Below are 20,365 nucleotides of genomic sequence, written 5' to 3'. Positions count from 1 at the left end.
CGACAACAACCGGAAACTTTTCGCCAAATGCATTCTCCACCTGGCATTGTCGCCATCCTGGCGTATGAAGGGCTGTGTACCTTCGAGTTCGGTATCGCGGTGGAGATCTTTGGACTGTCCCGTCCGGAACTGAACATCCCATGGTATCGACATCAGGTTGTCGCGGTAGATGACGGCCCCATGCATGCCATGGGTGGCATTCGCATCATTGCTGACGCAGGTCTGGAGCTGCTCGACAGTGCGCGGACCATCATTGTTCCAGGCTGGCGCAGCCGTCACGATCTGCCACCAGCGCCACTGCTGGAAGCCTTGCGCCAGGCTCACGGACGCGGGGCACGGCTGCTGTCGATCTGCTCGGGCGTGTTCGTGCTGGCCGCCACTGGCTTGCTGGACGGCAAACGCGCAACCACTCACTGGCAGTTCGCCGATGAACTGGCGCAACGCTTTCCGAAGATTGAAGTCGATCCGAATGTGCTTTACGTAGATGCGGGGCAACTGATCACCTCAGCCGGCAGTGCCGCAGGCATCGACGCCTGCCTGCACCTGGTGACTCGCGATCACGGCACCCATGTGGCCAACTCGGTCGCCCGACGCCTGGTGATGGCGCCGCAGCGTACGGGCGGCCAAGCCCAGTTCATTCCCACACCGGTGAGCACACTGCCACGCAACGAATTGACCCGAGTGCTGCAATGGGCACGGGAACATCTGCAAGAGCCCATCAGCATCTGTCAGATGGCAAGCCGGGTAGCCATGAGCGAGCGCACATTCCTGCGCCGCTTCAGGGAAACCACAGGCCTTGCGCCAAAAGCCTGGTTACAACAGCAACGCATCTCCCGTGCCCGGGATCTGCTGGAGAGCACGAGCCAGAACATCGCCAACATCAGCGAGGCCTGTGGTTTTGCTTCGGTAGAAAGCTTTCGCGTGGCGTTCCGCACCGTCGTGGGTGTTTCACCCTCGACCTACCGCAAGCGCTTTGGCAACCCTCGGGCGCAGACAGAACAGCCGCACTGACAAACACAATGCTGGGCGAAGCTGAGCACGATCGGTCAGCTCAGCGCACCGTCCGGCCAGGGCGTCAGCACCTCAACGCCGTTCTCGGTCACCGCAACCATGTGCTCCCACTGCGCCGACAACGAGCGGTCGGTGGTGATGACCGTCCAGCCATCGCCAAGGGTGCGCACATGCCGTTTACCAGCATTGAGCATCGGCTCGATGGTAAACACCATGCCAGGCTTGAGCGTCAGCCCCTGGCCTGGAATTCCGTAGTGCAGCACTTGAGGTTCGTCGTGATAGACCTTGCCGATACCGTGCCCGCAGTACTCGCGTACGACACTGTAGCCGGCCTGCTCGGCCACGCGCTGGATGGCATGGCCGACATCGCCCAGCGTAGCGCCCGGGCGCACGGCGCGAATGCCGGCGTACATTGCGTCATAGGTGGTGCTGACCAGACGTTCGGCTTCAGGCCGGGGCTTGCCGACGAAATACATGCGGCTGGTATCACCGAACCAACCGTCCTTGATGACTGCAATGTCGATGTTGACGATATCGCCATCTTCCAGCGGCTTGTCCGAGGGAATGCCGTGGCAGACCACATGGTTGACCGACGCACAGATGGTTTTCGGAAAGCCGTGGTAACCGACGTTGGCCGGTATGGCCTTCTGTACGTTGACAATGTAGTCATGGCACAGGCGGTCCAGCTCATTGGTCGACACGCCCGGTTTGACGTGCGGCGCAATCATCGCCAATACCTCGGCAGCCAGTGTTCCGGCCACACGCGCCATGGCAATCTCGGCAGGTGTCTTGAGGGTAATTTTCTTGCTCATTGTCCAGCCTCCACGGCGGTTTTGACGCGGGCGCCAGATGCAGCAGCGGCCAGTGCAGAAAGCTGGCCCAAATGCAGGCCACCCGCCTGTTCGGCACGAATCAGCAGGCGGCAGATTGCGCTGTGATCCAGTTCTGGGTGCAGCTCGGCCAACATGCCAATGCGCATCCAGTGCTCGGCTTGCGCATTGATCGAGCGGCTCAGTGCATTGCTGGCAAGGCGCAGGTCTTCATGCATCTGTTCTGAAATCTTGACGATACCCACGATGAGGCTCCATATATGCAACGTATACGTTTCATACACTAACAAAGGCACGGCAATTTCTGCAATGTTCCTCACTCCACGGCCTATGCTCAAATCGACGCCCCTCCCCCTCAGCCCGGCTGCACAGCACAAACGCAACCTGCCTCCTGCCCCAGCGTCAAGGGCAGTACCCGGCACGGGCGTACCAGGACACACCTTTCACGTATTTTTTCAAAGACAGGCCCCAGCGAAATGTGGCATTAGTAATGTAACCGCCTGAACACACAGTGCTTTCAGGTTACTGGCAACAGCCCGACGAGGTATCAGCCATAACCTGAACGCACATTTGACGGAGGACCAGAGAGCCGTGTTTGCGTTATCGCCCGAGCGCTTGAAAAGTACCTGCCCTGTGCGGCGACGTTCGGTGTCAACCCTCCGAATGCCACAGGCCACCCCAGGCAGGTTGGCATCGTTTAAAGGAATTACACAATGATCCCAAGAAATGTAATCAACGCGTCGGTAAGTCCCAAAGGAAGCCTGGAAACGCTGTCCCAGCGCGAAGTTCAGCAATTGAGCGAAGCCGGCTCGGGCAGCATCTACCAACTGTTCCGCCAGTGCACCCTGGCCATCCTCAACACCGGCGCCCACGTCGATAACGCCAAGACCATTCTCGACGCCTTCCAGGATTTCGAAGTTCGTATCCACCAGCAGGACCGTGGCGTGCGCCTGGAGCTGATCAACGCACCCGCCGGCGCCTTCGTCGACGGCGAAATGATTGCCAGCACCCGCGAAATGCTCTTCAGCGCCCTGCGCGACATCGTCTACACCGAAAACGAGCTGGACAGCCTGCGCATCGACTTGAGCAGTTCCCAAGGCATCACCGACTACGTCTTTCACCTGCTGCGCAACGCCCGCACTCTGCGCCCTGGGCTCGAACCGAAAATGGTCGTGTGCTGGGGCGGCCACTCGATCAGCACCGAGGAATACCAGTACACCAAGAAGGTCGGCCACGAGCTGGGCCTGCGCAAACTGGACATCTGCACCGGCTGCGGCCCCGGCGTGATGAAAGGCCCGATGAAAGGCGCCACCATTGCCCATGCCAAGCAGCGCATGAACAGCGGACGCTACCTGGGCCTGACCGAGCCCGGCATCATCGCTGCGGAAGCCCCCAACCCGATCGTCAACGAACTGGTGATCCTGCCGGACATCGAGAAGCGCCTTGAGGCCTTCGTCCGCGTCGGACACGGCATCATCATTTTCCCGGGCGGCGCCGGCACGGCCGAAGAGTTCCTCTACCTGCTCGGCATCCTCATGCACCCGGACAACCAGGACCTGCCATTCCCGGTCATCCTCACCGGGCCAAAGAGCGCCGAAGCCTACCTGCATCAACTGCATGCGTTCGTCGGCGCCACCCTGGGTGAAGCGGCACAGCGTCACTACCAGATCATCATCGACGACCCGGCCCAAGTGGCGAGGCAAATGACCGAAGGCTTGAAGACCGTCAAACAGTTCCGCCGCGAACGCAACGACGCCTTCCACTTCAACTGGCTGCTGCAGATCGACGAAGGCTTCCAACGCCCGTTCGACCCAACCCACGCCAACATGGCCAACCTGAAACTGAGCCGTGACATACCGCCGCACGAACTGGCGGCCAACCTGCGCCGCGCCTTCTCCGGCATCGTCGCGGGTAACGTGAAGGACAAAGGCATTCGTCTGATCGAAGAACACGGCCCGTATGAAATCCACGGTGACGCGGCAATCATGCAGCCGCTGGACCGCCTGCTGAAGGCCTTCGTCGAGCAACACAGGATGAAACTGCCGGGCGGAGCGGCGTATGAGCCGTGCTACCGGGTCGTGACCTGACCATCAGCGTTATCGCCGGCAATGCCGGCGATAACGCTACTCAGCACTCAGCACTCAGCGACAGGCTACCGATGACGTCCGACAGTTCGTCGTACGCTTCCTGTTTCACTTCCGGCTCTTGTACAGGCGCTGGTTTCAGGCCGCTTTGAGACGCCTGGCGGTATTCACTGGGCGTACATCCTGCGCACTGCTTGAAGGCGCGGGCGAAGTAGGATGGGTCTTTGAAGCCAACCTCGTAGCCGATGCTGGTAATGGGCATCTGGCTGTTGTGGAGCAGCTCCTTGGCGCAGTCCATGCGCTTGCTAAGGATGTACTCCATGAAACCCAGGCCATTCACTTCCTTGAATACGCGGCTGAAGCGAAAGGTGGTCATGCCGCAACGCTTGGCCAGGACTTTCTGGTCGATGCTGTCGCGAAAATGCTGGTCAATGTACAACTGCACGTCATGCAAGGCATGGTGCTTCTGGTGCTCCGCCGTCAACCGGATACTGTCCGGCAGCGATGGGCCGTGCTCAATCTGCAATACCTTGTTGCTCGCCCCGGCCTGGCGACGTACGTCGCACAGTTGCCTCAACGCATGCAGAAAACGATTGATCTCGGTGCTTGAGAGGGCAAGCACCATGTATTCCCAGACCCGCGAGCGCATGGCCCAGACCGCGAGCTCTTCAGAGTGCTGCACGGTGAACATGGTGATCGGTATGGACGGCGCCTTGCGCTTGATCTCCAACAGCAGGTTGAGCCCTGGCATGTCGGGACGGTCGTAATGCATGCAGATCATGTCCGGCTGTGGTTCGTAGTCCTTTTCGGAAAAGGAATTACCGGCTGCCAGACGACACTCACAGGCTGGCTGAAACTGCATCATCAGCGCTTCAGTCGAATGATCGTGGGTGAGATCGAACCATAAAAGGTACGGCTTTCTCGCCGCCTCGACACTCATGGCGTTAGCCTGCCCATAGGACTAACCCACTCTTTCGCCCCAAGCCATTTAGCCATCAGGCCAGAAGTATGATGGATCCAATTCTGATAAAGACTCATCATCGCGCTCTATACCGTTAGAATTGTTATTACAAAAATTTCGCTCGTCTTTCACATATATCCGTTGCCATGCACTCAGCACTTTCACATCAGCTCCATTGCACATCTTGAACCCTTCCCTTCCTTGAGTAGCCCGGTGCCATTATTAGCACTCCAGCAGTAGCAACAACAGCAAAATATCCTGATTCATCGATAATGAATGCGGACCTCCGACAGTATTCCTGACACCTGTTCCATCAGGTAACCCATTGGAACTTCGCAACTAAAACTGTTCCCAAACAACACGTCATTGTGCCCTGACCAATAGCCTGTCAGGGTCTCTGCCTGAACGAACCAGCAACGCTTGACGTCAACAAAATGGCGAAAATAGCGCACACCAAGAGCAAAACGTCAAAAAACAACACTCCATGCACCCTTTTGCTGCTTTCAGGCGTTGGCGAAATGCTTTTTCCTTCTTGAATAGTATCGTCAGCGTTACGCCAATGAGCAGATCAAGTCCTGATATCAAAACCCCTGCTTAGACCATTACGTACCACCTTGGCCTACACCACCAGCAACGGGCTGTTTTTTGGCCTGAGTGCTACAACACTTTTAAAGTGTTTGCTCTATTTACGTTAGCGCCAGCAGAAACCATTCTCATATCGATTCCACTCCATGTTTCGCCCCACTTGTTTTTCTTCCGAGTCTGCCACGCATCAATAATGGCCCTGTGACAGCAATAAAATCCTAACAGTCTGCAAAAATCTCCTAACCCCTTTCTGCGCCCCCTGACTACTGTTCAACCAGGCAGTGAAAACGCGCTGCTCTTACTACAAAGCACTTGAGCGAGGTGAACACCATGAACCTGCAATCTATCAAGACTTCGGTACTGAAGTTCATCAAAGACGAAGATGGCCTGACCATTGTGGAGTATGCAGTGGCCGGTGGGCTGATAACGCTGGGCGCTGTTGCTGCGTTCGTTACCCTGGGCACCAACGTAGACACCGCTATCGACAACCTGGGTTGCGCAGTCCAAGGCAAAGCAACCTGCTAGCGGTAATGAACCCAGCTGGCACAGACGTTTCCAGACATCTAGTTAGAGGGTTGCAGTCATGGGCAAAGAGCAGTTAGTCGCTGTCGCACTCTTGCTTGGGCTGCTCGGGATAGCGGTGGCGAGCGATATTCGCCGCCACCGCATTCCTAACCTCTTGGTGTTGTTGGGCTTGATCCTGGGGGTAGGCAGCCAGGCGTATGCCTCGGGTGCAATGGGGGCAGGTTATGGCGTGCTGGGCCTGCTGGTCGGCTTCGCCGTTTTCCTGCCGCTCTACGCGTTGGGCGGCATGGCGGCCGGCGACGTCAAACTAATGGCCATGGTCGGCTCTTTTCTCAGCCCGCAAAACGCACTCTGGGTGGCGGCACTGAGCCTGGTTGCCGGGGGCGTGTGCGCGGTATTGATTATCTTCGTGCGTGGCCAGGTGCAGCAAACCTTCGGCCGTTACTGGCTGATGCTGCGAGCCAGGGCCTATTTTGCGCCAGCATCCGATGAAGTGGCAGGCAAGCCTTTCCCGTATTCGGTCGCCGTATTGCTCGGCACCTTGGCCAGCATCTTCTGGCTACCTTTGGGCCAGTAGTTCAGGAGAACCCTATGTACGCCATCAGCAACAGCCGTATTTCGCCCCAGGAACGCAGCGCAATCCAGCGGTTGGCTCCGCAACCCCGTACGGTGCTTGAAACCGGGTTGCCGGAGAACCTGCTGGGCGATCTGGTCTGCAAGCACCTGCACGACGCCGGCGTGCTGGACATGTCGCGGCTGGTAGAGCGCCTGGCGCTGACCGGTGCGGTACTGGAAGAGATCCTGATGTTCTTGCGCAAGGATGGTCGCGTCGAAGTCCTCGGGCAGGCCGGCAACCAGGCCTTGCGCTATGGCCTGACTGAGCGCGGCCGCAGCGCGGCACGTGATGCCCTGGCGCGCAGTGGCTATATCGGCGCAGCCCCCTTTCCGGTCAGTACTTACCGTTCGCTGCTCAAGGTTCAGACCATTCACCATGGCCGCATCGGCGCAAACGACATGCGTCGCTCGTTTAGCTCGATCGTACTGGCCCCGAGCATGCTTGACCAACTGGGCGTGGCCTTGAACTCCGGGCGCGCCATCATGATCTATGGGCCGGCCGGTACCGGTAAGACCTACATCAGCAGCCGGCTGATCCGCCTGTTCAGCGAATGCATCTGGGTACCCCATGCCATCGCCATCAACGATGCCGTGATCGAAATCTTCGACCCTCAGGTACACCGTCGCCTGCAGGATGATGACGAACAGCAGAACACCTTGCTGCTCAACGAAGGCATCGACCGTCGCCTGCTGTGCTGTGAGCGCCCCCTGGTCATCACCGGCGGCGAGTTGACGATGGAGCAGTTGGATGTGCGCTACGACCCCGACTCGCGTCAGTACCAGGCGCCATTGCAACTCAAGGCCAGCAACGGAATGCTCATCATCGATGACATGGGCCGCCAGCGCATGGCCCCGGCCGAGTTGCTGAACCGCTGGATTGTCCCCATGGAGGAAAAGCGCGACTTCCTCAACCTGGGTGGCGGGCGGCACTGCGAATTGCCCTTTGACCTGGTGCTGGTGTTCTCCACCAACCTCAACCCGCTGGAGTTGGCCGACGAGGCGTTTCTGCGCCGAATTGGCTACAAGCTTCAATTCGGCTACCCGCAAGCCAGCGAGTACGAACGCATCTGGATCCAGGAAACAGAACGCTTGGGTATCCCTCACGACCCAAAGCTGCTGCGCTATGCCCTGGAGGAACTCTACGAAGCGGAAAACATGCCGCTGGTACCGTGCCATCCCCGTGACCTCCTGAGCATGGCAATCGACCGTCAGCGATACCTGGGCAATGCCGGGCCGCTATCAACATCGGAGTTGGAGTGGGCCTGGCACAACTACTTCGTTCAGCTCGACTTCATTGGCTAAGGAGTTACCAACATGAGCTCTCGTACGTTTCCCCTGATTGCCTTGTCCCTGGTCCTGGGCTTGGGTGCGGCCTGGATGGCCAACAACTGGCTGAGCGCGAAACTCAATGCCAAGGAAGACGATAACCAGCAGAGCGTGGTGGTCGCCACCACAGAGATTGCCTTCGGCCAAATGGTCGAAGCCCAACAAGTGGCCGTGGTGCGCATGCCAAAGGATGCTGTACCCGAGGATGCCTTCGACGCCCCTGACAAAGTGGTGGGCAAGATCGCCACCTTCTCCATGCTGCGCGGCGATATCCTGCGGGCTGCGCGCCTGGCCGAGCACCTCGGCGGCAGCACCCTGGCATCGCTGATCGAACCCAACAAGCGCGCCATCTCGGTACGAGTAGACGACGTAGTCGGTGTCGGCGGGTTCTTGCTACCGGGTAACCGGGTAGACGTGCTGGCAACCCGGCAGACCGGCAACAGTGGCGATGCCGAGTCCAAAACCATTCTGGAAGACTTGCGGGTGTTGGCAGTGGACCAAACAGCCAGCACCGACAAGACCCAGCCCGTGGTTGTCCGTGCCGTCACCCTGGAAATGACGCCACAGGAAGCGGAAGTGCTGGTCAAGGGCATGGCTGCCGGCAAGCTGCAACTGGCCCTGCGCAACCCCCTGGACAATCAGCCACGCCCGGCCGTCACCCAACCAGTTGCAATGGCCCAGCCACCGGCTCCAGCCCCGGTTGTCCGGCCGGTGGTACGCCGTCAAGGCACTGGCAACAGCAGCGCTGTCACCGTGATTCGTGGCATCGAAGTCAATGAAGTGAGAGCCAAGCTGTAAGTGATCCTGTTCCACATCGGCCAGACGGGAGGGCGTGATGATGAACGCGCGAATCAAACAGCCTCGCACTGCGTTTGCGCAGCGTCAGCGCGGCACGATCATTGTGATGGTGGTGATTGCCATGGCGGCGGTGCTGTTGATGGCCGCCCTGGCGCTGGACGGCAGCCACATGCTGGTGAACAAGACACGCCTGCAAAATGCGGTGGATGCGGCAGCGCTGAGTGGGGCCAAGACGCTCAACACAGTGCTTGGCGCAACCGGCGCCGCCAGCCTGGCACAAACCGCCGCGCTGGACACCCTCAGCCGCAATGCCAACGCGACAGGCAACCAGGAGCTGGCCAAGGCGGTTGGCAACAATGTCGCGAACTTCGCCAAGGTGGAACTGGCATCCAGTGTCTACGGGCCGTTCTCCTTTCCCGGCCCGGCCAATGCCAGCTACGTGCGAGTCACGGTGGCAAACTACCCGTTGACCGGTTTTTTCTGGGGGGCTTTCCAAACATTGGGCAATGGCGCAGACAAGACCAAGAGCGTCGCCGCCATCGCCACTGCCGGGCCAAGCCCAACCAGCCCCTGTGAGCTTACCCCGCTGATGGTGTGCGGCAACCCCACACAGAACAACCCCAGCGGCGGAATGTTCTGGGGGTACAGCTTCGGCGATCTGCAGGTATTGAAAACCGCTGCGAACAACAGTTCGGCGATCGGCCCAGGGAACTTTCAACTGCTTGATTTCGGCTCAGGCGGAAACACTGTCCGGGACGGCCTGGCCGGCGGCATCAATCAGTGCAACAGCATCGGATCGAACGTGACGACCAAGCCGGGCAACACCGTCGGGCCGTCCGCTCAAGGCCTCAATACGCGTTTCAACGAGTACAAGGGAGGCCTCAGTGCCGCTGACTATCCACCTGACCTGGTCGTTACGGTCAACCCCAAGTCCCTGACCTACAACGATACGTTGAAGAGGATCGAATACAACAATCAACCGGTCACTGCCGCCAACGGCAACCTGTCTACGACCGGTGGCCCCCTGTACGACTACAACGACTGGAAACAGGACTCGGCCAACTGCATTGCCGGCGCTGGGGGTGGCTGTCTGTCCAATGGCGTGCACGAACGGCGGGTACTGAAGATCGTCATCGGTGACTGCTCGGGCAAGAACGACGGTGCGTCATCGATACCGGTGCTCGGTTTTGGCTGTTTCTTCGTGATGCAGCCGGAAGCCCAAAAGGGCAACGAGTCGCAGATTTTCGGCCAATTCATTAGCCAGTGCGAGGGCGACGGCGTGCCAGGCCCCACGCCGACTGATGATGTCGGCCCGCAGATCATCCAGTTGTACAAGACCTACATCGATAACCAACAGACACCCAGTACCGATTCGTAGGGGGCTCTATGAGACGCGGTGGATTCAACGCCTCAAAGGCCCAGCGTGGCCTGGCAATGGTTGAGCTGGTGATTACCCTGCCGTTGTTGGCGCTGCTGATGCTGGCCTTCGGCGAGTTCGGCCGCATGCTGTTCCAGTACAACAGCCTGATGCAGGCCAGCCGTGACGCCGGGCGCTTTGTCGCCAGCCAGGCGTGGGACGCCAATCAGGGCAAACTCGAGCTGAGCGATGCACTGTTGTCCAAAACCAAAAACGTCGCGGTGTACGGCGTACCTGCCAACCCGAATGGTTACCCCTCGGTCGTGCCTGGGCTGACGCCTGGAAATGTCACGGTGGCTGCAGCAGGTACCGAGCACGTGCAGGTGAGCATTAACTATACCTTCGTGCCTGTGATCGGTAGCGCACTGCCGGCCCTCTATGGCAGCAGTAAACCGCTGGGCCTGACGTTGACCTCCACCGTTGTGATGAGGGCCTTATGATGAACCGCAAACGCATGCGCGGCGTGTATGTTGTCGAGTTCGCCATCACCGGCTTGGTGCTGTTCACCTTGCTGTTCGGCGTGCTGGAAATAGGCCGGTTGTACTTCACCGTCAATGCGCTGAATGAAACGGTGCGCCGGGGGGCGCGCCTGGCCGCGGTGTGCAACATCAAAGACCCGACCATTCTGCGCCGCGCAATGTTCAATGCCGCCGACAACAGCGGCGCGAGCAGCCTGATTGGCAACCTGACCAGTGCCAACCTGAACCTGATCTACCTGGACAAGGACGGTGCCGTGATCGCCAACCCTGACGACCTCACCAGCGCCAACGGTTTTCTCGCCATCCGTTATGTGCAACTGCAGGTGACGAACTTCAGTTTCAACTTGCTGATTCCTGGATTCAACGGCGCCTTCGTGCTGCCGGTGTTCAGGTCAACCATGCCGCGCGAGAGCCTCGGCAGGCAACCCGATGCAAACGTAGTACCGGAGATCACGCCATGTTAAGCACACGTGAAGCCCCCGTCGTCACCGCGACTGACCGGCAAGGCCTGCGCCTGCTGATCAGTGGCCGCGATGCGACAGCCTTGAACCAGATGAAAACCATCAGCCAGAGCCTGCCCAACCTGCAAGTCAGCACCCGCTTGGTAAGCAACGGCCATACCGACCCGCTGTATGGGCTGGACCACATGCCGGACCTGTTGCTGCTGCACGTCAGCCATTTGTGGCGCGAAGAGTTGGCCGCCCTGCTGCTGCATCCACTCAAGGAGCGCCCGCCGCTGTTGGTGTGCGGCCCCCTGGATGAACGCGAGGGCATGCGCCTGGCAATGCAGGCCGGCGCCCGTGACTTTCTTCCCGAGCCGGTGAAACCCGAAGAGCTGCAGGCGGCCCTTGGGCGCATGCAGATGGAAGCGCGGGCAGAGCGAGGAAACGAAGGCAAACTGATTGCGGTCATGAATGCCAAGGGCGGTTCAGGGGCCAGCATGCTCGCCTGCAACCTGGCCCATCAGCTCAGTAACCAGGGTGGCAGAACCCTGCTGCTGGACCTGGACCTGCAGTTCGGCAGCGTCGGCCACAGCCTGGATGTGCAATCGACACACAGCCCGATGGAGGTGCTTCAGCAGGCCGATACCCTGGACAGCATCGCCTTGCGCGGCTTTTGCAGCCACTACAGCCCGACCTTGCATGTGCTGGGCGGGCGTACCGATGAACTGTGCCTGCAGCAGGACGTGCGCCTGGAGCAACTGGAAAATCTGTTGCGCCTGGCCCGCAGTAGCTATGACTGGGTGGTGGTGGACTTGCCGCGGCAAATCGACCACCTCACCGGCATCAGCCTGGAGCAGGCCGACCGCATCTACATTGTGTTGCAGCAAAGCCTGAGCCACCTGAAGGACGGCACGCGCTTGACCCGCATCCTGCGCGACGACCTGGGCGTGTCGAGCAGTCGACTGCAGGTGGTGGTCAACCGCTACAACAAGACGTCCCCCGTCACCCTCAAGGATGTGACCGAGGCGTTGCGCTGCACGGAGGTGCACAAGCTCCCAAATGACTTTGCGGTGGTCAGCGAAAGCCTGAACACCGGGGTGCCGCTGGAACGGCATGCACCACGGTCAGCCATCAACCTTGCCCTGCGCGAACTGAGCCAGAACCTGATCGGGATCGAGGCCTGCGAACAGAGCCTGCTTAAACGTACCTTTGGCCGTTTGTTTGGAGGGTAAGCCATGCTCAGCGACTTTCGTAATCGCTTGCGTCAGCAGGCCAACAACCAGGCCACGGCAGACAAACCGGCAGCACCGGCCAACAGCCAGGACTGCACTCAGGTACTGATGGCCTGGGAGAACATTGCACCGGAAATCCTCTACGAGACCCGGAGCAAGCTCAACCCGGTGGAGAGCGAATGGAAAGAAAAGACCTACCAACAGCTGCTCAAGGTCATGGACCTGTCCTTGCTGGACACGCTGGAGGCCGCCGAAGCCGGTCGGCAGATCAAAGAGATCAGCCAGCGCTTGCTTGACGAGAACTCGGCACCGGTCAGCGCCAGTGGTCGCCAGTTGATCATCAAGCAGATCACCGACGAGGTGCTGGGCCTTGGCCCGCTTGAGCCACTGCTGGCCGACCCGAGTGTGTCCGACATCCTGGTGAACGGCCACGCCTCGGTGTACGTCGAGCGGTTTGGCAAGCTGCAAAGAACCGACGTGCGTTTTCGCGATGATCAACACCTGCTGAACATCATCGACCGCATTGTGTCCAACCTGGGCCGGCGCATTGATGAATCTTCGCCGTTGGTGGACGCACGCCTGAAAGACGGCTCGCGGGTCAACGCCATCATCCCTCCCCTGGCGATCGACGGCCCCAGCATGTCGATTCGCCGCTTCGCCGTGGACTTGCTCAATACCGAAAACCTGGTGCAGACGGGCACCCTGACGGCGGCCATCGCACTGATGCTCAAGGCTATCGTTCGCGGGCGCATGAACGTGCTGATTTCCGGCGGTACCGGCAGCGGCAAGACCACCATGCTCAACGTCCTGTCCAGCTTCATCCCGCACAACGAGCGAATCGTCACCATCGAAGACTCGGCCGAGTTGCAGTTACAACAGCCTCATGTGGTACGGCTGGAAACCCGCCCTTCGAACATCGAAGGGCGCGGCGAAGTCAATCAGCGTGAACTGGTGCGCAACAGCCTGCGGATGCGCCCGGACCGCATCGTCATTGGCGAGGTGCGGGGCGCCGAGGCACTGGACATGTTGACGGCGATGAACACCGGTCACGACGGCTCACTGACCACCATTCACGCCAACACCGCACGTGACGCCTTGGGCCGAATCGAGAACATGGTGTCGATGAGCGGTGCAACCTTCCCGATCAAGGCGCTGCGCCAGCAGATCGCCTCGGCCATCGATGTGGTCATCCAGTTGGAGCGTCAGGAGGATGGCACCCGGCGGCTGGTCAGCGTGCAAGAGATCAACGGCATGGAGGGCGACATCATCACCATGACCGAGATTTTCTCGTTCGTACGCAATGGCATCGGCGAAAAAGGCGAGGTACTGGGTGAGTTTCGCCCCACCGGCATGGTCCCGGCATTCCGTGAAACGCTGGCCAAGCGGAGTATCGAGCTGCCGCTCAGCCTGTTCCGGCAGGAATGGATGGAGGAAAAATCATGAACCAGATCCCCAGCGAGTTCGTCCTGGCCTTCCTTGGCATGGTGTTCACGGCGATCTTCCTCCTCAGCCAGGGCCTGACCGTTCCGGTGTTTGGCGAAGCGGGCAAGGTGCGCAAGCGCATCCGCAGTCGCCTGAACATGCTGGAGCGCGCCAATGACCTGCCGAACATGCAGTCGGTATTACGGCAAAAATACTTGCGGCGCCTGTCGCCACTGGAAGCGTGGTTAGAGCAACTGCCAGCGATGGAGGCCCTGGCCCAGATGATCGAACAGGCCGGGCATGAATACCGTGCCTATCGGGTACTGCTGCTTGGGCTGACGCTGGCACTGGCAAGCGGCATTGTACTGTGGTTGATCACGCGCACCTGGTGGGTGGCAGTACCTGCTGCGATGGTGGTGTTCTGGCTACCGATACTGAAGATCTCCAATGACCGCATCAAGCGCTTTGCCCGCTTCGAAGAGGGGCTGCCAGATGCGCTCGATGCCATGTGCCGGGCGCTGCGCGCCGGCCATCCGTTCAACGAGACCCTGCAACTGGTCGCCGATGAGCACAAAGGGCCGGTCGCCCATGAGTTCGGCCTGACCTTCGCCGACATCAACTATGGCAACGATGTACGCCGGGCCATGCTCGGCCTGCTGGAACGCGTACCCAGCATGACGGTCATGATGCTGGTGACCACAGTGCTGATCCACCGTGAAACAGGTGGCAACCTGACCGAAGTACTGGATCGCCTGAGCAGCCTGATTCGCGGGCGCTTTCGCTTTCAACGCAAGGTCAAGACCCTGTCCGCCGAAGGGCGTATGTCAGGTTGGATACTGGTGTCGATGCCCTTTGTGCTCGCCGCAGCGATCGTGCTGTCGAGCCCGACCTATCTGCCCCTGCTGATCAACGAGCCTCTGGGTCGAAAACTGGTCCTCGGCGCCTTTGTTGCCATGCTGATCGGGATCTACTGGATACGCAAGATCATCCGGATTCAGGTTTGAGTACCGATAGACCTAGGGAGTAAGACCATGGAGTATCTACTGAGTCTGATCAATCATTGGGTGGGCAACGAACAACTGACGCGCCTGTTGTTTGCAGCAGCCATCGGCCTGAGTGTGGTCTTTGCCATAACGACCATGACCTTGCTGGTACTGGGGCTGCAAGACCCGGTCAAACGCCGACTGATGCTGATCAAGCGCGGCCAAAGTGCAGAAATTGCCGGGCAACGGCCACCGAGCAATCTGCAATTGATGCTGGAACAGGTGGGGCAGCGCTTCAACACCGGTGAGCAAGGGCAAGCCTCGGCGACACGGGTACTGCTGACACACGCCGGTTATCGCGCTCAGTCGGCCGTACAGACCTACTGGGCGCTTCGCCTGCTGTTGCCACTGACATTGATGGGCATTGTAACCCTGGCATTACCGCTCATTCCGAAGCTGTCGCTAATGCTCGGTGTCGGTCTGCTGCTAGTGGCGCTGGGTGTGGGTTGGCTGGCGCCGGCCATCTATGTCGACAAGCGGGCGAAGTCACGGATGAACCGTCTGCTGATTGCCTTTCCTGATGCCTTGGACCTCATGGTGGTGTGCGTGGAATCGGGCCTGGCCCTGCCCCAGGCCATCGAGAGGGTGTCTGAAGAAATGGCGGTGAGCCAGCCTGACCTGGCCATGGAACTGGCCTTGGTCAACGCCGAAATCCGCGCGGGCATCCCCAGCACCGAGGCCTTGAAAAACCTTGCCGAACGCACCGGGCTGGAGGACATTCGCGGGCTAGTGAGCCTGCTGGCACAGAGCATTCGCTTCGGTACCAGTGTGGGTACCACCCTGCGCATCTATGCTGAGGAATTTCGTGACCGTCGCACGCAACTGGCCGAAGAGAAAGCCGCGAAAATCGGGACAAAACTGGTGTTCCCACTGATCCTGTGCTTGTGGCCAAGTTTTTTCCTGGTGGCCATAGGCCCTGCAATCATCGGCGTGTTCAAGGTATTCGGAAAGCTTTAACAACGAGTAGAAAAAGGCCTCGGCAGCAATGCCGAGGCCTTTTGCATGCCGCAGCCTTTTGAATGACTCAATAGGGAGGCTGCGAAACGCTGATCACCATGCGCACAAAGCAAAACGGCGGCGGGAGCCTGTTTACGCTACCCCGCCGCCGCCATGATGTGATGTCTACCCACCTGAATCACCCAACCTGCACACTGTCACCCTGCTCTTTCAACCCCGAACACTGGCGCATCCTGCGCCGTTGCAGCCTACTTCCCCTTGGATGACGAGAGACCATACTCTTTGTAAAACTCGGGTATGGGGTGCTTGTAGCTGTCCAACAGGCGCTGCAGGCTCAGTTCACGCTCAGCGGGTTTCACGGTTTGCAGGTTTGGCGAAGCCACCTGGTTACTACGCTGCAACTGCAGCCAGGTTTCGGTGACCTGCTGTTGTGGGGAAGATGGGCCAGGTTCGATGGCCTGGGCTGCAAGGGGGAGCAACGCGGCTCCCAGGCAGATGAGCATAGTCTGTTTCATCACTACCTCTGCATTGGTGGCGAGTTGGCACTCGGTTATGCCGGATCATTGACCGCTGCTACCTGATCGGCAGGCGCTGCGGTGGCCTTCTTCCTACTCTTGAGTTTTTCTGCTCGCGCCTGGGCTTCAGTGACTTGTGCCGGGCTCAGGCCGACACGGCTGACCAACTCCGAGGCCTGCTTCCAGTTCCCCTGGTAAATCATCAAGGTCACCAGGTTAACGGCCGCCAATTGATCGGACTGCTTCAACTCCATGGCCGTGATGAACTCGAAGCGGGCTTGCTTAAGGCGCCCTTGGTTAAGGTAGATCACGCCTAGGTCGTTACGGATTTTTTCGTCAGTGGGCGACATGCGTACCGCCCGTTGCAGGTGAGCCAAGGCCTTCTCGCTATCATTGCGCGCCACCGCCAGTTGCCCCAGGCCGTGTTCGCCTTCAGCCGCCAGGCAGGTACTGAGTAAACTGCGAAACAACGGTTCGGCCTCGGCCTCTCCCAATACACGGTAGATCTTGGCCTTGCGCAAACGCACGGCGGGTAGGTCCTGCGGCAGCCGCTGCAAGTTGGCCAGGCCCGCATGCAGCTTGCCCTCACGGATCATGTCGTCGGCCAGGCTCAGCGACAGCTCCTGATCGGAACTGACCTTGGCACAGCTTTCCGGGGCACTGAGTGACGACCAATCGGAGCCACCGCCCGTGGCACAGCCGCTCAGCATCACCAGGCCCAACGTTGCAATGATCACCTTCATTTTTCGCTCCCGGGAAACGCACAACGAGCGGGCGATGGCCGTAAGGCCAACCCCGCCCAGCACGGTGTCGTGGGATGTGTTCGTCAACAAAGAGGCTGCAATGGGCTGGCTCATTGTGATAACCCACTACGGTGGTCGAAGTCACCGTCTTCCAGGAAGTACATGCGGAACCAGTTCGGATCGTAATTACGCATCTGCTCGCCGGGCAGTGTAGGAAGCTGGGCATTGACCGCCAGCGGTTGCACCAGATGCGGGGTGACGATCATCAGCAGTTCTTTCTCTTCACGCTTGATCGTAGAGTCACGGAAAAAGGCACCCAGGATCGGAATGTTGCCGAGGCCAGGTAACTTGTTCACAGCAGAGGTGTTGGTCGTGCTGATCAAGCCGCTGACCACGAAGCTCTCACCGTCCGCCAGGGAAATACTGGTGTCCGTACGACGAACAACCAGTGCCGGTACAACCGTGCCGGAAATGGACACACCGTTGTTGAAATCGAGCTCACTGACCTCCGGTGCCACCTTCAGGTTGATACGGCCCGGCCCAACCACCGTTGGTGTCAGCGTCAGACGAATACCGAATTCCTTGTACTCGATTGAAATACTGTCGCTGCCAGTGCTCGGTACCGGGATGGGCACTTCACCACCGGCCAGGAAGCTCGCGCTCTGCCCACTCAGCGCCACCAGGCTGGGGCGGGCCAGGGTATAGGCAAAGCCACTGCCTTCCAGCGCATTGATCAACCCCAGTACGTTGCCGCCACCGATCCCGATGTTGAAACTGCCGTTATCCAGAGGGATGTTGGGTGCCAGGCTACCAATCTGCCCGGGCGTCACCGTCACGCCAGGCACAGTGCCCGGTGAGCCGAACAGAAAACTGCCGCCTTTGCCGAAGATCGACGTACTGGCCTCTTTCAACTTGGTGCGGCTGACTTCGACAAACCGAATATCGGTCTGAACCTGGCTGGTCAGCACCTCGTTGCCTTCAGGAAAGACTGCACTACCCAAGGAGGACGTAGCCTTGCCCTTGACGAACACCATGCTCTGGCGAGGCGCACTGGAGCATGCCGTCCAGACCATCAGGCTGGTGGTTCCGGGAGCAATACCGGTAAGCAGGTATGCATCATTGCCATTGAGGTGCACATCAGCGATTTTCGGATCGCCTATGGCCAATCGGGTAATGGCCTCAGGGGAGCGCATGGCAGTCTGCATGCCTTCACCCACCTCGACCACGGCTGGCAGTGCCGCCAGATCTGCGCAGTTTTTCCCCGCGGCCAACGTCGTCCCAGCGGGTAAACCAGCAACAATCAACGTCCACGCCACTCGTTTGAGTACTTGCGCGTAATTATTGGTCATTCTCTGCTTCCTTGTCCGGTCAGGGCAGTTTGCTAGAAGATCGGTTCAACACGACTTGCATGACCACTGCGGGTCCCCTGCCGCCACGACACGCGATCCGCGCACGCCGTGACGTCTGGAAAATCCACAGTGGGCTGGCACAGCGTGGACACACTCGCCACCGCTGCTAGAGCCCTCCAGTGATCGTCGTGCCAAACACCCCCCCTTATGTGGTTCAGCTGAAACGACCAGTCATAACGAGCCATCCGTCGGGTCTGCGAACTGCCTAACCATCCTGAAGCGAGGCCAACCCCCCGGCTGAGCACAAATAACTGTTTCGCTATTTGAAGTTAGCTCAGAAAGGTCAAATTGCTATCAGACTGTAAAAAAAATGAGTCACTGCCGAATCAGGCGTGGTGTCGCCCGGTCAGCTCAGCCAAGGTGCTGGACACATGGTGCAGATTCTTGCTGGCCCCTTCAGTACGACGCACGCTTTCCTGATTGCTCGCGGCAATCGCCACCAGCTCGCACAGGTTGCGCGAAATATCTTCCGTGACCAGCGTTTGCTCTTCAGCGGCGGTGGCGATCTGCTGACTCATGTCGCGGATGGTCTGCACCGCGCCAGTAACGCCACTGAGAATTTCGCCGGCCTGCCGCACTTGCTCGACGCCATTCTCGCTGCTGCGCTTACCACTTTCGATCGCTTGCACCGCACGCTCCGCGCCTTTTTGCACGGCATCAATAATGGTATTGATTTCTGCCGTTGACTGCGCAGTACGCTGCGCCAGATTACGCACCTCATCGGCCACGACGGCAAAACCTCGGCCTTGTTCGCCGGCTCGGGCGGCTTCGATAGCCGCGTTGAGCGCAAGCAGGTTGGTCTGCTCCGCAATACTGTGGATTACCGCCAGCACTTCGCCGATGCGCCCACTGTCGGCTTCCAGGCGATGGATAACGCTGGCCGTACCGGTAATTTCATCGCGAATGTCATTGATGCTCTTGACCATGCCGAGCATGGCCTTCTCGCCCTGCTGAGTGGCGTACTCGGCATCGTCAGCGGCACGGGCTGCCTGTGCGGTATGGCTGGCGACCTCCTGGGCCGCAGAGGCCATTTCTTGCATCGCAGTCGCCACCTGATCGGTACGCAACCCCTGATTTTCAACGCCCTGCCCCAATTGGCTGGCAATGGTCTTCAGTTCGTCGCTGGCGGTGTCCAGTTGCCGGGTGCCGTGTTTCAGGCCGGCGAAGGTGTCCGAGAGCACGTCATGCAGCGCGTCGGTCGCCTTCGCCAGACGCCCCAGCTCATCGCCCCGTTGACTGTTAATCCGCTGACCAAAATGACCTTGGCTGAGCTGGACGATAGACGCCATCAGACCACGCAGTGGTGTGATCAGGTTGCGGTTGATCAACCACATGCCAAACAGCCACGTCAGCACACTGACCATCAACAGCGCCAGGGTACCGACCCAGCCAATACGCTCGGCATGGGCATCGACCTGCCCAAGTTGGGTCTGGGTGTCTTGATAGAGCTGCTCCACCAAGGCGTTCATCTGCTCACTGACGGGTCGATCCGTACCGTTGTCCACACCGGTGGTCGCAACGGCGTTGTGACGCTCACGGTACTGATCGCCGAATACCTGATGTGCGCTGAGCAGGTCATTGACCTTGGCCTTTAGCGACAGATCCATATCCAGCGCCAGCACGTTGGCCAAGCACTCCCTGACCTTGCGTTCTTCAGCTTCAAACACCGCCAGGCCACGCTCTGCGCTACTGAACGCCTGAGATTGGCGTTTGAATGCAAGGCTGGCTTCATTGACATACTTCGATGCCTGAGCAGAGCGCGTCAGCAACGCGTTGTAGGTATTCAGGCTATTAGCGAAAAGGCTGAAACACACCAATGCTGAACACAGCACCAGCATCAGGCCGACGCCCAGCAGCGTCAGCATTTGCGTGCGCAAGGAATACTTAAAAAACATAGCATTGGCTCTCTTCATACGCTGAGGACATGAGGCGTGTGAAGCGCCATTGGCAGGCAATCGAGGATACCTCGA

The 20,365-nt window shown here is 59.3% G+C and carries 20 protein-coding genes; 13 read left to right on the top strand and 7 right to left on the bottom strand.

Annotated elements, in window-relative coordinates; all coding sequences use genetic code 11:
• Positions 1-27 precede the first annotated feature (27 nt).
• The gene (ftrA, locus tag ACZ9H3_RS01160) at positions 28-1,011 is read left to right on the top strand and encodes a transcriptional regulator FtrA (protein WP_476219081.1); all 984 of its coding nucleotides are present in this window, start codon (positions 28-30) and stop codon (positions 1,009-1,011) included.
• 35 nt (positions 1,012-1,046) lie between these two features.
• Here the strand turns inward: ftrA and map are convergent, their stop codons facing one another.
• Positions 1,047-1,823: a type I methionyl aminopeptidase gene (map, locus tag ACZ9H3_RS01155; protein WP_476219079.1), complete on the bottom strand. Its 777-nt coding sequence runs from the start codon at positions 1,821-1,823 to the stop codon at positions 1,047-1,049.
• Positions 1,820-2,086 (bottom strand): ParD-like family protein, encoded by a 267-nt coding sequence (locus ACZ9H3_RS01150; RefSeq protein WP_065759527.1) that lies wholly within the window; start codon positions 2,084-2,086, stop codon positions 1,820-1,822. Before ACZ9H3_RS01150 ends, map begins: the two co-directional genes overlap by 4 nt.
• A gap of 468 nt (positions 2,087-2,554) precedes the next feature.
• On the opposite strand from ACZ9H3_RS01150, the gene ppnN reads away from it, so the two are divergent.
• Positions 2,555-3,928 carry a nucleotide 5'-monophosphate nucleosidase PpnN gene (gene ppnN / locus ACZ9H3_RS01145; protein ID WP_065759528.1) on the top strand — a complete coding sequence of 458 codons (1,374 nt, stop codon included), beginning with the start codon at positions 2,555-2,557 and terminating at the stop codon, positions 3,926-3,928.
• Between the two features lie 40 nt (positions 3,929-3,968).
• On the opposite strand, the gene ACZ9H3_RS01140 is transcribed toward ppnN, so the two are convergent.
• Complete coding sequence (locus ACZ9H3_RS01140; RefSeq protein ID WP_476219076.1) at positions 3,969-4,865, bottom strand: response regulator transcription factor; 897 nt, start codon at positions 4,863-4,865, stop codon at positions 3,969-3,971.
• A 936-nt stretch (positions 4,866-5,801) separates the two neighbouring features.
• On the opposite strand from ACZ9H3_RS01140, the gene ACZ9H3_RS01135 reads away from it, so the two are divergent.
• Genes ACZ9H3_RS01135 through ACZ9H3_RS01085 form a run of 11 tightly spaced genes read left to right on the top strand, consistent with a single transcriptional unit; the run spans position 5,802 to position 15,728 of the window.
• Positions 5,802-5,996, top strand: coding sequence for a Flp family type IVb pilin (locus tag ACZ9H3_RS01135; protein ID WP_102052543.1), 195 nt, complete (start codon positions 5,802-5,804; stop codon positions 5,994-5,996).
• Positions 5,997-6,054: 58 nt separating this feature from the next.
• Positions 6,055-6,573 carry an A24 family peptidase gene (locus ACZ9H3_RS01130; RefSeq protein WP_065759531.1) on the top strand — a complete coding sequence of 173 codons (519 nt, stop codon included), beginning with the start codon at positions 6,055-6,057 and terminating at the stop codon, positions 6,571-6,573.
• Between the two features lie 14 nt (positions 6,574-6,587).
• The gene (locus ACZ9H3_RS01125; RefSeq protein WP_330523053.1) at positions 6,588-7,913 is read left to right on the top strand and encodes a P-loop NTPase family protein; all 1,326 of its coding nucleotides are present in this window, start codon (positions 6,588-6,590) and stop codon (positions 7,911-7,913) included.
• Between the two features lie 12 nt (positions 7,914-7,925).
• Positions 7,926-8,735: a Flp pilus assembly protein CpaB gene (gene cpaB / locus ACZ9H3_RS01120; protein ID WP_099774076.1), complete on the top strand. Its 810-nt coding sequence runs from the start codon at positions 7,926-7,928 to the stop codon at positions 8,733-8,735.
• A 37-nt stretch (positions 8,736-8,772) separates the two neighbouring features.
• On the top strand, positions 8,773-10,113 hold the full coding sequence (locus ACZ9H3_RS01115) for a TadE/TadG family type IV pilus assembly protein (RefSeq protein ID WP_178081706.1): 1,341 nt from the start codon (positions 8,773-8,775) through the stop codon (positions 10,111-10,113).
• An 8-nt stretch (positions 10,114-10,121) separates the two neighbouring features.
• Positions 10,122-10,592: a TadE/TadG family type IV pilus assembly protein gene (locus ACZ9H3_RS01110; RefSeq protein WP_102052546.1), complete on the top strand. Its 471-nt coding sequence runs from the start codon at positions 10,122-10,124 to the stop codon at positions 10,590-10,592.
• Positions 10,592-11,095, top strand: coding sequence for a TadE/TadG family type IV pilus assembly protein (locus ACZ9H3_RS01105; RefSeq protein WP_065759553.1), 504 nt, complete (start codon positions 10,592-10,594; stop codon positions 11,093-11,095). The genes ACZ9H3_RS01110 and ACZ9H3_RS01105 overlap by 1 nt, the downstream gene beginning before the upstream one ends.
• On the top strand, positions 11,089-12,306 hold the full coding sequence (locus ACZ9H3_RS01100) for an AAA family ATPase (RefSeq protein WP_099774074.1): 1,218 nt from the start codon (positions 11,089-11,091) through the stop codon (positions 12,304-12,306). The genes ACZ9H3_RS01105 and ACZ9H3_RS01100 overlap by 7 nt, the downstream gene beginning before the upstream one ends.
• Before the next feature lie 3 nt (positions 12,307-12,309).
• Positions 12,310-13,749: a TadA family conjugal transfer-associated ATPase gene (locus ACZ9H3_RS01095; protein WP_065759537.1), complete on the top strand. Its 1,440-nt coding sequence runs from the start codon at positions 12,310-12,312 to the stop codon at positions 13,747-13,749.
• A complete protein-coding gene (locus ACZ9H3_RS01090; protein ID WP_065759538.1) occupies positions 13,746-14,732 on the top strand; it encodes a type II secretion system F family protein in 987 nt (328 codons plus the stop codon). Before ACZ9H3_RS01095 ends, ACZ9H3_RS01090 begins: the two co-directional genes overlap by 4 nt.
• 27 nt (positions 14,733-14,759) lie before the next feature.
• A complete protein-coding gene (locus ACZ9H3_RS01085; RefSeq protein WP_330523051.1) occupies positions 14,760-15,728 on the top strand; it encodes a type II secretion system F family protein in 969 nt (322 codons plus the stop codon).
• Positions 15,729-15,976: 248 nt separating this feature from the next.
• Here ACZ9H3_RS01085 and ACZ9H3_RS01080 read toward each other — a convergent pair whose 3' ends face one another.
• The 4 genes from ACZ9H3_RS01080 to ACZ9H3_RS01065 all read right to left on the bottom strand — a co-directional run bounded on the left by ACZ9H3_RS01080 (position 15,977) and on the right by ACZ9H3_RS01065 (position 20,290).
• The gene (locus tag ACZ9H3_RS01080) at positions 15,977-16,243 is read right to left on the bottom strand and encodes a DUF3613 domain-containing protein (RefSeq protein ID WP_065759540.1); all 267 of its coding nucleotides are present in this window, start codon (positions 16,241-16,243) and stop codon (positions 15,977-15,979) included.
• A 35-nt stretch (positions 16,244-16,278) separates the two neighbouring features.
• Entirely contained in the window at positions 16,279-16,986 is a 708-nt protein-coding gene (locus tag ACZ9H3_RS01075) for a tetratricopeptide repeat protein (protein ID WP_065759541.1), read from the bottom strand.
• A 110-nt stretch (positions 16,987-17,096) separates the two neighbouring features.
• Positions 17,097-18,335, bottom strand: coding sequence for a type II and III secretion system protein family protein (locus ACZ9H3_RS01070; protein ID WP_065759542.1), 1,239 nt, complete (start codon positions 18,333-18,335; stop codon positions 17,097-17,099).
• Positions 18,336-18,721: 386 nt separating this feature from the next.
• The gene (locus tag ACZ9H3_RS01065; protein WP_476219067.1) at positions 18,722-20,290 is read right to left on the bottom strand and encodes a methyl-accepting chemotaxis protein; all 1,569 of its coding nucleotides are present in this window, start codon (positions 20,288-20,290) and stop codon (positions 18,722-18,724) included.
• Between the last annotated feature and the right edge of the window lie 75 nt (positions 20,291-20,365).

Source organism: Pseudomonas sp. TE3910, assembly GCF_056279025.1.
Note: the sequence above shows the minus strand (reverse complement) of the source record. Positions and strands in the feature narration are given on the sequence as shown.